This window comes from Micromonospora sp. NPDC005203 (assembly GCF_042872705.1).
GTDB lineage: Bacteria > Actinomycetota > Actinomycetes > Mycobacteriales > Micromonosporaceae > Micromonospora.
The window spans coordinates 203,611-217,308 of record NZ_JBIAKV010000002.1; the positions used below are offsets into that span (position 1 = coordinate 203,611).

At 71.4% G+C, this 13,698-nt stretch carries 11 protein-coding genes; 8 read left to right on the plus strand and 3 right to left on the minus strand.

What is annotated here, in order from left to right; translation table 11 throughout:
* Positions 1-181 precede the first annotated feature (181 nt).
* From ACFYPM_RS06145 to ACFYPM_RS06160, 4 genes are all read left to right on the plus strand, one after another.
* Complete coding sequence (locus ACFYPM_RS06145; protein ID WP_387191788.1) at positions 182-3,160, plus strand: BTAD domain-containing putative transcriptional regulator; 2,979 nt, start codon at positions 182-184, stop codon at positions 3,158-3,160.
* 35 nt (positions 3,161-3,195) lie between these two features.
* Positions 3,196-4,605: a class II fumarate hydratase gene (locus tag ACFYPM_RS06150; protein WP_387191790.1), complete on the plus strand. Its 1,410-nt coding sequence runs from the start codon at positions 3,196-3,198 to the stop codon at positions 4,603-4,605.
* Between the two features lie 313 nt (positions 4,606-4,918).
* A complete protein-coding gene (locus tag ACFYPM_RS06155; protein ID WP_387191792.1) occupies positions 4,919-5,140 on the plus strand; it encodes a DUF397 domain-containing protein in 222 nt (73 codons plus the stop codon).
* Between the two features lie 172 nt (positions 5,141-5,312).
* Complete coding sequence (locus tag ACFYPM_RS06160; RefSeq protein WP_387191794.1) at positions 5,313-5,867, plus strand: GNAT family N-acetyltransferase; 555 nt, start codon at positions 5,313-5,315, stop codon at positions 5,865-5,867.
* On the opposite strand, the gene ACFYPM_RS06165 is transcribed toward ACFYPM_RS06160, so the two are convergent.
* Positions 5,864-6,409 (minus strand): CGNR zinc finger domain-containing protein, encoded by a 546-nt coding sequence (locus tag ACFYPM_RS06165; protein ID WP_357252704.1) that lies wholly within the window; start codon positions 6,407-6,409, stop codon positions 5,864-5,866. The genes ACFYPM_RS06160 and ACFYPM_RS06165 overlap by 4 nt on opposite strands.
* A gap of 85 nt (positions 6,410-6,494) precedes the next feature.
* Here ACFYPM_RS06165 and ACFYPM_RS06170 point away from each other — a divergent pair, with 85 nt between their 5' ends.
* Both ACFYPM_RS06170 and ACFYPM_RS06175 read left to right on the plus strand, forming a co-directional pair.
* Positions 6,495-7,460 carry a DMT family transporter gene (locus ACFYPM_RS06170; protein ID WP_387191796.1) on the plus strand — a complete coding sequence of 322 codons (966 nt, stop codon included), beginning with the start codon at positions 6,495-6,497 and terminating at the stop codon, positions 7,458-7,460.
* A gap of 13 nt (positions 7,461-7,473) precedes the next feature.
* Complete coding sequence (locus ACFYPM_RS06175; RefSeq protein WP_387191798.1) at positions 7,474-8,187, plus strand: HAD family hydrolase; 714 nt, start codon at positions 7,474-7,476, stop codon at positions 8,185-8,187.
* Positions 8,188-8,348: 161 nt separating this feature from the next.
* Here ACFYPM_RS06175 and ACFYPM_RS06180 read toward each other — a convergent pair whose 3' ends face one another.
* On the minus strand, positions 8,349-8,945 hold the full coding sequence (locus ACFYPM_RS06180) for an endonuclease domain-containing protein (RefSeq protein ID WP_387191800.1): 597 nt from the start codon (positions 8,943-8,945) through the stop codon (positions 8,349-8,351).
* A gap of 1,219 nt (positions 8,946-10,164) precedes the next feature.
* Entirely contained in the window at positions 10,165-10,929 is a 765-nt protein-coding gene (locus tag ACFYPM_RS06185; RefSeq protein WP_387191802.1) for an IclR family transcriptional regulator, read from the minus strand.
* A 63-nt stretch (positions 10,930-10,992) separates the two neighbouring features.
* Here ACFYPM_RS06185 and cysS point away from each other — a divergent pair, with 63 nt between their 5' ends.
* Together cysS and rlmB are read left to right on the plus strand one after the other, a co-directional pair.
* The gene (gene cysS / locus ACFYPM_RS06190) at positions 10,993-12,408 is read left to right on the plus strand and encodes a cysteine--tRNA ligase (protein WP_387191804.1); all 1,416 of its coding nucleotides are present in this window, start codon (positions 10,993-10,995) and stop codon (positions 12,406-12,408) included.
* Positions 12,408-13,553 carry a 23S rRNA (guanosine(2251)-2'-O)-methyltransferase RlmB gene (gene rlmB, locus ACFYPM_RS06195; protein ID WP_387191805.1) on the plus strand — a complete coding sequence of 382 codons (1,146 nt, stop codon included), beginning with the start codon at positions 12,408-12,410 and terminating at the stop codon, positions 13,551-13,553. The genes cysS and rlmB overlap by 1 nt, the downstream gene beginning before the upstream one ends.
* Positions 13,554-13,698: the final 145 nt, after the last annotated feature.

Sequence of the window (13,698 nt, forward strand, 5' to 3'; positions counted from 1 at the left end):
TTCCGCCGGGGGGCGGCGGGGCGTGCGCACCGCCCCCGTCGGATGCCGTCACCGACAACTCGGGAGTGAGTGTCCGATGGACCGCTGCCGATCCGCTCTCACATCGCTATCGCCTGACTACGCCGATCCGTCACCGCCGGACTACTCTGCTGAAAGTCGGGCCATTGAGGCGGGGGAGCAGATGCGGTTCGGGATCCTGGGGCCCCTGCGGGTCGGCGGTGGCGAGAGCACTGTCACCGCTGGTCGAGACCGGATCGTGCTCGCCATGCTGCTGTTGCGGGCCGGCCGGCTCGTGCCTGTCGAAGAGCTTGTCGACGCGGTGTGGGAGGAACGCCCTCCGGCCACCGCCCGGGCCCAGTTGCAGACCTGTGTGTCCCGGTTGCGACGCCGGTTCGCCGAGCTTGGGCTGGCACCGGAGGCCATCGTCACCGATCCGGCGGGGTACGGCGTCCGCACCGGGCCGGACGACCTGGACGTCGAGATCTTCGCCCGGGGTGTGGAGACGGCCCGGGCGAGCGCGGAGGCCGGACGGCTGGACGACGCGCGGACGGAATACCGCATTGCCCTGTCGCTCTGGCGAGGGCCGGCGCTCGGCGGTATCCCGAGCCGGAGCATCCGCCGCCGCGCGCAGGCCCTCGACGAGCAGCGCCTGACCGCGGTGGAGGAGTGCGTCGACGTCGAGCTGAGTCTCGGCCGAGGCGCCGAGTTGATCGACGAACTCACCGAGAGCATCGACCAGCATCCGCTGCGAGAGCGGCTGCGCGGCCAACTGATGCTCGCCCTCTCCTCGGTCGGTCGACAGGCCGACGCGCTCGCGGTCTACCGGGAGGGTCGGCGGTTCTACGCCGACGAACTGGGCATCGAGCCGGGCGCCGAGCTCCAGAAGCTGCATCAGCGCGTACTCGCCGGCGATCTTGTCCTGGCCGGTCGGGCGCCGTCGCCGATCCAGCCGGTCCGCTCGCTGCCCCGGGCGATCGGCGACTTCACCGGTCGGCAGCAGACGCTGGCCCGCCTCCGCAAGGACGTGGAGGCCGGCGCGCGAATCCAACTCATCGACGGAATGGCCGGCAGCGGTAAGACCACCCTCGCGGTGCACGTCGCCACCGCACTGGCCGACGACTACCCGGACGCCCAGCTCTACATCGATCTGCACGGGCACAGCGAGCGCACCCCGCTGACACCGGCCGCGGCGGTGGCCACGCTGCTGCGGCAGCTCGGCCTGCCCGCCGAGCGGGTGCCGACGAACCAGGACGACCGGTTGGCGCTCTGGCGCACCGAGTTGGCCGGTCGGCGGGCCCTGCTGGTGCTGGACAACGCGGCCACCGCTGACCAGGTGACGCCCCTGCTGCCCAACGGCTCGCGTTGCCTGGTCCTGATCACCAGCCGGCGCCGGTTGGTCGGGGTGGACGAGGGGCGACCGTCGTCACTGCCCGTACTCGACCCGGACGAGGCGATCGAACTGCTCGGCCACGTGGTCGGCGTCGACCGGGTGGCGGCCGAGCCGGAGGCGGCCTCCGAGGTCGTCCGCCGTTGCGGCCACCTGCCACTCGCCATCCGGCTGGCCGGTGCCCGACTGGCGCACCGGCCGCGTTGGCGCATCGCCGACCTGGCCGAGCGGCTGACGAGCCGACCCGATCCGTTGGCCGAGTTCGAGGCGGGCGAGCGGTCCGTCGGTCGGGCCTTCGCCCTGTCGTACGCCCAGGTGTCACCGGCGGCGCAGCGTGCGTTCCGGCTGCTCGGCCTGCACCCGGGGGTACGGTTCGACAACTCGGTCGCCGCCGTCCTCGCCGAGCTGCCCCTGCCCGACGCCCAGGACCTGCTCGACGAGTTGGTCGACGCGAACCTGGTCGAGGAGGCCGAGCCGGGTCGGTACCGGTTGCACGACCTGGTCCGGGAGTACGCGCGGACCCTGGTGTCCGAGCCGGGCCGGGAAGTCGAGCGGCGGCACGGTGTCGAACGTCTGCTCGACCACCACCTGCACGTCGCGACGGTGATCGCCCGCAAGGCGGAGCTCTCCTCGCTCCACTCGCTGATCGTGGTGGCGGAACCGCTCCGCCCGGACCTGGTCGCGCTCGTCGCCGAGCAGGGCCAGGCCTGGCTCGACGAGAACCTGGCCGTGTGGACCGCGCTGGTCCGGCTGGCGGAGACCGAGGCGTTCCTCCGCTACTGCTGGCAGTTGGCGAGGGCCTGCTGGTACGCCCAGTTCGAGGGCGGTCGGCTGGATGAGCTGATCGAGACGCACACCATCGGCCTACGTGCCGCCGAGGCGTTGGGCGACGACCGGGCAGTGGCGACGGTGCTCAACTATCTGGCCTCGGCCCACTACCGGCTGGGTGATTTTCCCGAGTCGATCCGGGTCATGGAGAGGTCGCTCGAAATCTTCCGTGGGCTGGGCCTGCGCAGCGGGTTCCGCAACTCGCTCGGCAACCTGGGCAGCTCGTACGCCGCCAACTTCGAGTTCCGCCGCGCCCGGGAGTGCTTCGACGAGGCCCGCGCGGTGGCGACGCGGATGCGTGACAAAGAGGCGCTGACGAACGAACTCAACAACCTGTCGATGACCCTGCTGCTGTGGGGACGGCACGACGAGGCGCTGCGCATCGCCCGCCGGCACCTGAGCATCGCCCGCGAGGTCGGCGACCCGCGCCGGATCGGCAACGCCCTGGGGCATCTCGGGATGATCCGGCATCGGATGGGTGACGTGGGACCGGCCAGCCGGTTGCTGCGGGCGGCTCTGCGCGCCAAGCGACAGATGAGAAACCGGTTCGGTGAGGGTGAGGTGTTGAACGAGATCGGAATGATCGAACGGGAGGCTGGGCGCCCGGAAAAGGCCGCCGACCTGCACCGTGCGGCACTTGTCGCGATGACCGAGGTGGGGGACCGCGTCGCCCAGTGCGGCTCGCGCAACCTGTTGGCCCGAGCCATCCTGGACCAGGGGGACGTGACGAGCGCACTCGACCTGCATCGCCGGGTGCTCGCCGATGCCAGCGGGCTGGGAGCCCGAAACGAGCAGGGCCGGGCGTTGGAAGGCATTGCCCGCTGCCTGCTGCCGACCGACCCGGCGGCGGCCCGCGCACACCTGACCCGGGCGCTGTTCCTGTTCCGCCAGATCGAGTCGCCCGACCAGCACGAGGTGGCACGCCTGCTCGCCGAGTTGGGCTGACGGATCATCTGCGAGTCGGCGACGGGCGCGGCAGGATGGTACGTGTGACGACTCCAGAGGCGACCGGTTACCGGATCGAACGTGACTCGATGGGCGAGGTGGAGGTGCCCGCCGAGGCGCTGTGGCGGGCACAGACCCAGCGTGCGGTGCAGAACTTCCCGATCTCCGGCCGCGGCATCGAGCCGGCCCAGATCAAGGCCCTCGCCCAGATCAAGGGCGCGGCGGCCGAGGTCAACGGCGAGTTGGGCGTGATCGAGGCTAACGTGGCCGCCGCCATCGCGGCCGCCGCCGCGCACGTGGCCGACGGCGGTTACGACGACCAGTTCCCGGTGGACGTTTTCCAGACCGGTTCGGGCACCTCGTCGAACATGAACGCCAACGAGGTGATCGCCACGCTCGCGGGCCGTGAGCTGGGCTCACCGGTGCACCCGAACGACCACGTCAACGCCTCCCAGTCGAGCAACGACGTCTTCCCGTCCTCGATCCACCTGGCCGCCACGCAGTTCATCGTGGAGGATCTGCTGCCGTCGCTGGGCCACCTGGCCTCGGCACTTGAGGCCAGGGCCGCGGAGTTCGAGACCGTGGTCAAGGCCGGGCGCACCCACCTGATGGACGCCACCCCGGTCACCCTGGGCCAGGAGTTCGGTGGGTACGCCGCCCAGGTTCGCTATGGCATGGACCGGCTGGAGGGCGCGTTGCCCCGACTGGCCGAGCTGCCACTGGGTGGCACCGCAGTCGGCACCGGGATCAACACCCCGCTCGGCTTCGCCGCTGCCGTGATCGGCAAGCTACGTGAGTCGACGGGGCTGCCCCTGTCCGAGGCGCGCAACCACTTCGAGGCGCAGGGCGCCCGGGACGCACTGGTCGAGACGTCGGGGCAACTGCGGACCGTGGCGGTCGGTCTTTACAAGATCGCCAACGACATCCGGTGGATGGGTTCCGGTCCGCGTGCCGGCCTCCGCGAACTGCGTATCCCCGACCTCCAGCCCGGCTCGTCGATCATGCCCGGCAAGGTCAACCCGGTGGTCGCCGAGGCGATGCGGCAGGTGTGCGCACAGGTGATCGGCAACGACGCGACGGTCGGCTTCGCCGGCTCCCAGGGCGACTTCGAGCTGAACGTGATGCTCCCCGTGATGGGCCGCAACCTGCTGGAGTCGATCCGGCTGCTCTCCGCGGTGAGCCGGCTGTTCGCCGACCGGCTGGTGGTCGGCCTGGTCGCGGACGCCGAGGTCTGCCTGGCGTACGCCGAAGGCTCACCGTCGATCGTCACCCCGCTCAACCGCTACCTGGGGTACGACGAGGCCGCCTCGATCGCCAAGGAGGCGCTGGCCAAGCAGACCTCCATCCGCGAGGTGGTGATCTCCCGCGGCCACGTCGACTCCGGCAAGCTCACCGAGACCCAACTCGACGAGACGCTCGACCTGCTCCGGATGACCCACCCCTGACCTCCGGCCGGTCCGGCTCAGTGGGTGTCGCTTGGGTTGGCTCAGTGGGTGTCGCGCGCGTCCCGGGCTGCGCATCCCGGGCCGGGCTGCGCGTCCAGGGCCGGGCTGCGCGTCCAGGGCCGGGCTGCGCGTCCGAGGCCGGGCCGGGCGAAGATCGCGCTCGATCCCGGATGTCAACGCCGTTGCGTTAGGGCTGTGGCCGACGGGTCACTCCGCTGCTGACTATCGGGGCTTGTAGATCAAGACGCGTCGAGCAGGAGACCCGCGCCGATCTTGCACTTCCTGTCGCCGATTTAGGCGGTAATGCACCATAATGTCGGGGCAGAAAGTGCAAGATCGCGATGCGGGATCGGTTGACGAACAGTCATTCCGCCTAACGCAACGGTGTTGCAGCAACCAGGACAACTTTTGCGTCGAGGTGGCGACGAATCTCGGGGGCGTGGTCGGGGTGCGCGACAGGAAAGACTTGGACGGGCCCGTGTTGGTTGTCGACGCGTACTCCTGGCGGCTCGTCGTGACCGGGACCCGGCGCTGACGCGACAGCCGTGCGCGCGACGACGGTCGCGGGGTTCTTCCACGCAACTTCACCGATGTTGCTGTCTCGTCGTGGCCTGAGGCAGCAACTTCACCGATGTTGCGCGGATCCTGGTGTGGGCGGAGCGGGTAAACGGCTCGACTGTGGTGTGGGGCGGCGGGATGATCCCGTTATGAGTGACCTGCCTCGGACCTTGCGGCTGCGGTTTCGGCGGCTGACCAGGACCGACGTGGACGCATTGGTCGAGTTGGACAGTGATCCCGAGGTGATGCGGTTCCTCAGCGGTGGTGTCGCCACGCCGCTGGCCACGGTCCGCGACGAGCAGTTGCCGAGGCTACTCGGCCAGTACGAGCGGCATCCCGGCCTGGGTCGCTGGGCGGCGCTCGACCGGGAGAACGGCGACTTCCTGGGTTGGTTCGCGCTCGACCCCTCGGCGGACGGCACCGAGGCCGAGTTGGGCTACCGGCTGCGGCGCTCGACGTGGGGCCGGGGGCTGGCTACCGAGGGGTCGCGGGCGTTGGTCCGGTACGCCTTCGACACCGTCGGGGTGCGGCGGGTCTGGGCTGAGACGATGGCCGTCAACGAACGCTCCCGGCGCGTGCTGGCCAAGGCGGGTCTGCGCTATGTGCGGACCTTCCACCTCCAGTGGGACGACCCGATTCCGGGGACCGAGCAGGGCGAGGTGGAGTACGAGTTGCGCGTCGAGGAGTGGGCGGCCACTGCTTAGGAGCGACCGGTGGCCCGACGGGCGCGGTAGGCGGTAACCGCGGCGCGGTTGCCGCAGCCGGCCTCACAGAACCGCCGCGACCGGTTGCGGGACAGGTCGACGACGACGTTGTCGCAGTCCGGGTACTCGCAGACTCGCAGTCGGCTCAGCTCGCCCATCCGGACCAGGTCGGCGATCGCCATCGCCGCCTCCACCGCGATCCGGGTGGCCAGTGGCGCGTCGCGGGGCACGGCGTGCAGATGGTACGGCTCGTCGTCGTGCTCGATGAGCTGCGGCAGCGCCCGGTGCTCCAACAGCAGGCCGTTGACGATGGCGACGATCTCGGGCGGCTCGGCGTCCCAGATGCGGCGCAGTCCGGGCCGCAACCGCTGGACGGCGCGTAGCTCGGCATCGGTGTGCTCGTGCCGCCCGCTGTACGAGTGGCGGACGAAGAACGCGTCCAGCGCGGCAACGTCGGGCAGCAGTTCGCCGGACCGACCTGCCGTGTTCACAAGCGCCGCGGCAGCGATCAGGGAACACTCGGTGTCATGAGCAAAGAGCATCTTGACTCCTGTCAGAGCTTCCGCCTAGCGTCATTAGTACAAGGATAGTTTGCTCATGACACGGTGCCGACCCGAGGAGCGCGACATGCACTCACGACCCGCCGCCGGTGCCGCGTTGGCGCTGCTCTCCGCAGTCACCTTCGCCACCTCGGGCACCTTCGCGCGATCACTCATCGAGGCCGGCTGGTCGGCCGAGTCGGCAGTGATCGCCCGGGTCGGCATCGCCGCCCTGGTGCTGGCGATCCCCGCGCTGCTCGCGATGCGGGGGAGGTGGGCCGTCCTGCGGAGCAACGCCACGTCCATCGGGCTGTTCGGGCTCCTCGGGGTGGCGCTGGCCCAGGTCTGCTACTTCAACGCCGTGCGCTACCTGCCGGTCGGTGTCGCGCTGTTGCTCGAATACCTGGGAATCATCCTCGTCGTGGGGTGGATGTGGCTGCGGCACGCGCAACGACCTCGCCAGCTCACCGTGGCCGGGTCGGTAGCCGCCCTGATCGGACTGGCGTTCGTGCTCGACCTCGCTGGCACCGCCGATTTCCACCCGGTAGGGGTGCTCTGGGGACTGGGCGCGGCATTCGGCCTGGCCGGGTACTTCGTGCTCGCCGGACGGGTCGACCCCCGGCTGCCCTCGGTCGCCATGGCCAGCGGCGGAATGGCCGTCGGTGCCGTCGTGCTGCTCCTCATCGGGCTGACCGGTCTGCTGCCGCTGCGCGCCACCTTCGGCGAGGTCACCTTCGCCGGGCAGCCCACCAGTTGGTTGTTGCCCATCGCCGGGCTCTCGCTGGTGGCCGCCGTCATCGCGTACCTGGCCGGCATCGCCGGCAACCGGATCCTCGGCCCCCGGCTGTCGTCGTTCGTCGGGCTGACCGAGGTGCTCTTCGCGGTGCTGATCGCCTGGCTGTTCCTGGACGAGTTGCCCACCGGCTGGCAACTCTTCGGCGGCGCGATGATCGTCGCCGGAGTCGCGCTGGTCCGACTCGACGAGCTGCGCAGGACTCCAGCAACGTCCGCGTCCGACCCAACCGAGCCGGCGCTGGCGCTCGACGGTCGGTGAGACAGTGGGCAGCGTGCTGACCACAGTGGTGTTCGACGCCGACGAGACTCTGCTCGACCTGCGCCCCGCGGTGACCGGCGGGCTGGTGGCCGTCCTCGACGAGATGCGACGGCGTACCCCTGGGGCGACCGAGGTGACCCTCGCCGAACTCGAATCGGACTGGGACGCGGTCTTCGGTGACCTGTCGGCTGCCCCGGTCACGGAGATCCGCCGCGCCGCACTGGCCCGGTCGCTGGCCCGCGCCGGCCTGAACGACGAACTGGACGACATCGCCGACCTCTTCTTCGCCCGCCGGTTCGCCCTCACCAGACCCTTCCCGGACGTGCCAGCGGCGCTGGCCACGCTGCGCTCCCGGTACACCCTGGGCTACGCCACCAACGGCAACAGCCGCGCCGAGCGCTGCGGGCTCACCGGAGAGTTCGCCTTCGAGGTGTACGCCCACCAGAACGGCCTGCCCAAGAAGCCGGCCCCGGAGTTCTACACAGCGGTGGTCGCCGCAGCCGGGGTGCCAGCCGGGCAGATCGTGTACGTCGGGGACTCGTGGGAGCACGACGTGGTGGCACCCCGGCGGGCGGGCTTGCGGTCGGTGTGGTTGAACCGACACGGGCTGCCTCGTCCGCACGGTCACACGCCCGACGCCGAGGTGTCCACTGTGGCCGACCTGCCAGCCGCGCTGGCCAGCCTCCCAGCCGGACGTGCCGATGAGTCGGCAGGTCTGCGGGCCTGACCGACCGTCGAACGCTGCGGGCTTGCGATGCGGGGCGGCCGTGCGGGCTGGCCGTGCGGGCCGGCGGGCTTGATCCACTCGGGTTTCCTGAGGGTGGGGTGTCGACGCCCGGTGGACGGCGCGGTTTCCAGGAATCCAAGTGATCGTGATCCGGTGGAGGGTCACCGTCGCCACCCGCGGGAGGCCAGCGCGGCGCGCACCTCGCCGAGCACCGTCGGGAACTCGCCGTGCAGCCGTCGACTGGTCACGTGCAGGACCAGCCAACCCGCGCCGACCAGCAGGTTCAGTCGACGGCGGTCGCGGTGCAGCTGATCTGCGTCAGAGTGCCACTGCCCGTCGTACTCGACAGCAACCCGAAACTCGGGCCACGCCAGATCGGGATGCAGGACAACGCCATTGGCTAGGTGCACCGGAAGTTGAACGACGGGGCGTGGCAGCCCACCGAGCACCAGCCGTACGCGTAGGTGCGACTCCGGTGGGGACTGGGCTGAGCCGTCGGCCAGGTCGAAGAGCCACCGTGCTCGTCGCCCACCGGGCCGGTCCGCGTTTCCGGCCGCCAGAGCGCCAAGCGTGTCGCGATCGGTCAGCCCTTGGCCGAGCAGCGAGTCGACGATGGCGACGGCACGGACCGGGTCGAGCCAGACGGCGGTCTCCCAGGCGGACCGTCCCGGGTCGGAACGGGGAATCCTGCCGCCCGGCTCCCAGGGTGGCCCGGGCGTGTCGACTCGTTGATCGTCGTCGGGTCTGGCCGGTGCCACGCTGCCCGTTTCGACCGACGATGCGGCTGGCCCGGGCAGTTGCCGTGTGCGGCCGGGTGGCATTCCGACGGCGGTCTGACGCCCGACTCCCCGGAGAGAGCCCGCGTCGGGTGTTCGGCTCGGGCCTGGTGGACGTCCTGCGTCGGGTGTTCGGCTCGGGCCTGGTGGACGTCCTGCGTCGGGTGTTCGGCTCGGGCCTGGCGGGCGTCCGGCGACCGCTGCTCGCCCGGGGTGCGTCAATCGACGTGCGTGCTCCGGTCTTCGATTGTCGTTCGTTGCACGACACGGGTTCGGCACGCTCCCGGCCCGCCCCGGTGGCTCGACGGTTGACAGTAAGGTGCTGGCGTTGACGTGCACGCGGAGGCCGCGTTGGGGACCGATCCGCAGAGGTCGGGGCACGAGGACGTGAACGTCGTCGGTGAAGGCGGCGGCGTGTTCGACACCGTGCAGGTAGGCGGCCGACGGGCCGGCGATCATCACCCCGGACGGCAGCCGGAGGAGGGCTGCGCGACAGGCCAGGGCGTGGTCCCGGTCCAGTCGCGCGTCGGCGTACACGTCGTGGCGCAGCCGCACCCAGGCGGAGCTGCGTAGCTGATGCTCGGTGAGCAGGCCATCCCGGACAGCGTCGGAGCCGCGGAAGACCTGCCAGGTCAGGGCGTCGGGGCGATGCGGACGTGGTGGCATACGAGCAGCCTGCCGACCACCGGTCGGCCGCCGAAACCCCTGTGGACAACCTGACCCACGCCCGCCCTCGCGCCCTGTGGACAACCACGAGCCCGCCCGCCGATCGTGGTATGGCGCGGCCGCGTGGTCAGATCCCACCCCGTTGGCGGACGTCTTTCGTCCAGGCCACATTGTGCGGGGGTGATCCGGGCCGTGGGACGTGGCGGCGCTGGCGGTGGCGAGGTGCGCCGGGCGGCGCCTGTCGCGGGCAGGATCCGGGCCGGAGGTGGGCAATGATCGACTCGCGTTTCTGAAAGGTGGGCCATCGCAGACCTTGGGATACCGCGCCATCCTTGAACCCGAGTTGATCAAGCCGCCGCCGCCGCCGCCGCTGCAAGCCGCCGCCGCCGCCGCCGCTGCAAGCCGCCGCCGCCGCCGCCGCCGCTGCAAGCCGCCGCCGCTGCAAGCCGCCGCCGCTGCAAGCCGCCGCCGCTGCAAGCCGCCGCCGCTGCAAGCCGCCGCTGCCCGTGGCGGGCGAGGGGTGGGGGGTCAGGGGTCAGCTGAGGGCGGTGGTGATGGCTCTGGCGGCGGCCAGCACCTGGGGGCCGATCGTGTCGACGTCCAGTGCAGCGAGCGCGACCACGCCGACGCTGGCCTCCAACCCGGGCACGCCGAGCACCGGTGCGGCCACCCCGTACGCCCCGGCCTGCAACTCCCCGCTGCTGCTCACCGGCGTCGCCTCTCCGGCTCGGCCGGCCAGGATGGCTCGGCCCGCCGCCCCTCGGTCCAGCGGGTGCCGTGCCCCGGCGCGGTACGCGACGTGGAACGACGTCCAGGTTGGCTCGACCACGGCCAGGGCGACGCCCTCGCCACCCTCGACGACGGTCAGATGTGCGGTTGCGCCGGCCTGCTCGGCGAGGCGGCGTAGCGCGGGCAGGGCACCCTCGGCGAGCAGCGGCTGGGCGCGTCGGGCCAGGTGCAGCAATCCGGCGCCGAGGCGCAGCCGGCCGTCGCCGTCGCGGCGCAGCATGCCGTGCCCGGTCAGTGGACCGACCAGCCGGTAGACGGCGGCCCGGCCGATGCCGAGCCGGTTGGCGGCCTCGGTGACGGTCAGGCCGCCCGAGGCGTCGGCAACCAGGTGCAGCAGCCGTAACCCTCGGTCGAGGGTCTGCGACATCTCCCCGGGACGTCCCGCCACGGCATCGGCACGCCCGACCGCGCTGGCTTGTTCGACCGGGCCGGCCTGTCCGATCGGGCTGGCCTGCCCCGGCACCGCGTCGGTGGGGGCTGGAGTCTCGCCGGAGCGTGCGGTCGCGTCCACGCCTGGCAGCGTACGACCCGGCACCGGCAGGTCCGGACAGGCACGGACAGCTACCCTTGTACGGTGACGCTACGCCTGTATGACACCGCCACCCGATCGGTGCGGGACTTCGTCCCCCGGGAAGCCGGCAAGGTGGGGGTCTACCTGTGTGGTCTCACCCTCCAGTCCCCGCCGCACATCGGTCACCTTCGCTCCGGTGTCAACTATGACGTGCTGCGACGGTGGCTGCGGGCCGCCGGCTACGAGGTCACCTTCATCCGCAACCTGACCGACATCGACGACAAGCTCCTGGTCAAGGCGGGCGAGCAGGGGCGACCGTTCTGGTCGATCGCGTACGCGAACGAGCTGCTCCTCGCCGAGTCGTACCGGGCGTTGAACGTGCTGCCGCCCACCTATGAGCCGCGCGCCACCGGGCACATCCCGGAGATGCACGAGCTGATCACCAAGTTGATCGCCGACGGGCACGCGTACCCGGCCACCGACGGCTCCGGCGACGTCTACTTCGACGTGGCGTCGTGGCCGGCGTACGGGTCGCTGTCGGGCCAGTCTCCGGACGCGATGCAGTCGGCCGGGGACGCCCCCGACCGGGGCAAGCGGGACCCGCGCGACTTCGCGCTCTGGAAGGGCGCCAAACCGGACGAGCCGGCGGACGCCTACTGGCCGTCGCCGTGGGGGCTCGGCCGCCCGGGTTGGCACATCGAGTGCTCGGCGATGTGCTGGCGGTATCTCGGCCCGGAGTTCGACATCCACGGCGGCGGGCTGGACCTGACGTTCCCGCACCACGAGAACGAGATCGCCCAGTCCAAGGCCGCCGGTCTGCCGTTCGCCCGCTACTGGGTGCACCACGGTCTGCTGAGCATCGGCGGGGCCAAGATGGGCAAGTCGGCCGGCAACGCGCTCGACCTGGCGTACGTGGACTCGCTCGGGGTGCGGCCGGTCGAGCTGCGTTACTACTATGCCGCCGCGCACTACCGCTCAGTGATCGACTACTCGGAGGACTCGCTCCGCGACGCCGCGACCGCGTACCGCCGGATCGAGGGTTTCGTGCAGCGGGCGGCCGAGCGGGTCGGCGCCGGTCAGCCCGGCGAGCTGCCCGGCGGCTTCGTCGCGGCGATGGACGACGACCTCAACACGTCCGCCGCGCTGGCCGTGCTGCAACAGCACATTCGGGACGGCAACACCGCGCTGAGCGTCGGCGACGATGTGACCGTCCGCACCACCCTGGCCGCGGCACGGGCGATGCTGGATATCCTCGGGGTCGACCCTCTCAGCCCGGCCTGGACCGGCGGTGGCCGCACGGATGATCTACGTGCCGTGGTGGACTCCCTGATCGCGTTGGCCCTGGAGCAGCGCGCGCAGGCCCGGGGCCGCAAGGACTGGTCCGCCGCGGACGCGGTACGGGACCAGCTCAAGCTGGCCGGTGTGGTGGTCGAGGACACCCCCCAGGGCCCCCGTTGGACTATTGGAGAGCAGGACTGATGGCCGGCAACTCGCAGCGCCGTGGCCGGCGACTGACGTCGAAGGCAGGCGCCCCCAAGGGCACCGGCGGCAAGAACAAGGACTCGTTGGCCGGGCGGGGGCGCACCCTGCCCGCCGACGAGCGGCCGTGGCACAAGGGCTACTCGGGCACCGAGAAGCTGCCCCAGCGCACCGCCTGGAAGCAGGACAAGGAGCGTCGCGCGGCGGTTGAGGAGGGGCGCGCCCCGAAGATCGGTCAGCCGGGCAGCAAGGACACCACCTGGGGTAGGGGCGGCGGTCGGGGCGTACCGGGCGGCCGGGGTGCCGCCACCGGCAGAGGTGCCACCGGCGGCCGGGGTGCCACCGGCGGCCGAGGCGGCCCTCGGGTCGCGCCGGGGCGCAAGTCCAACCCGAGCAAGGACACGCCGGAGTTGCTGGTCGGGCGCAACCCGGTGCTGGAGGCGTTGCGCGCCCAGGTGCCGGCGACTGCGCTCTACACCGCGCAGGGCATCGACATGGACGACCGGATCAACGAGATCATCCGGACTGCCGCCGACCGGGGCATCGCCAACCTGGAGATCAGCCGGGCCGAGCTGGACCGGATGACCGGCGGGGTGTTGCACCAGGGCGTCGGGTTGCAGGTGCCGCCATTCGCGTACCAGCCGTTCGAGGACATGGTCGCCGCCGCCCTGGAGCAGCAGGCCCCGCTGCTTGTCGCGCTGGACGGTGTGACCGACCCGCGCAACCTGGGCGCCGTGATCCGCTCGGCTGCCGCGTTCGGAGCACAGGGTGTCTTCGTACCCGAGCGTCGTGCCGCCGGGATCACCGCGACCGCCTGGCGGACCAGCGCCGGCGCGGCCGCGCGGGTGCCCGTGGCGCAGGTGACCAACCTGACCCGGTCGCTGAAGGCGTGCCGGGACGCCGGCTTCATGGTGGTCGGCCTGGACGCCGACGGTGACACCGACCTGTACGACCTGGAGGCCGCCGTCGGTCCGCTGGTGGTCGTGGTCGGTTCCGAGGGGCGCGGGCTGTCCCGCCTGGTCGGGGAGACCTGCGACCTGACCGTCAGCATCCCGATGATCTCCGAGGTCGAGTCGCTGAACGCCAGCGTGGCTGCCGCGGTCACCCTCGCCGAGGTCGCCCGCCGCCGCTCGGTCGAGCTGTAACGACGTCGGCGAGGCCCCCTTCCGCCCGGTGCGGGAGGGGGCCTCGCCGTCAGATCTACCGGGTCCAGGAGACGAAGTGCGGCGAGGCTGGGAGCGCGGCCCGCCGTGCCGAGTCACCCCAGAGAGCCACATCCGCGCTGGCGCC

Excerpts from the sequence above, each read along its gene's own strand:
- ACFYPM_RS06145 (WP_387191788.1), top strand. The coding sequence starts at position 182 with ATGCGGTTCGGGATCCTGGGGCCCCTGCGGGTCGGCGGTGGCGAGAGC.
- ACFYPM_RS06150 (WP_387191790.1), top strand. The coding sequence starts at position 3,196 with ATGGTACGTGTGACGACTCCAGAGGCGACCGGTTACCGGATCGAACGT.
- ACFYPM_RS06155 (WP_387191792.1), top strand. The coding sequence starts at position 4,919 with ATGTCGGGGCAGAAAGTGCAAGATCGCGATGCGGGATCGGTTGACGAA.
- ACFYPM_RS06160 (WP_387191794.1), top strand. The coding sequence starts at position 5,313 with ATGAGTGACCTGCCTCGGACCTTGCGGCTGCGGTTTCGGCGGCTGACC.
- ACFYPM_RS06165 (WP_357252704.1), bottom strand. The coding sequence starts at position 6,409 with ATGCTCTTTGCTCATGACACCGAGTGTTCCCTGATCGCTGCCGCGGCG.
- ACFYPM_RS06170 (WP_387191796.1), top strand. The coding sequence starts at position 6,495 with ATGCACTCACGACCCGCCGCCGGTGCCGCGTTGGCGCTGCTCTCCGCA.
- rlmB (WP_387191805.1), top strand. The coding sequence starts at position 12,408 with ATGGCCGGCAACTCGCAGCGCCGTGGCCGGCGACTGACGTCGAAGGCA.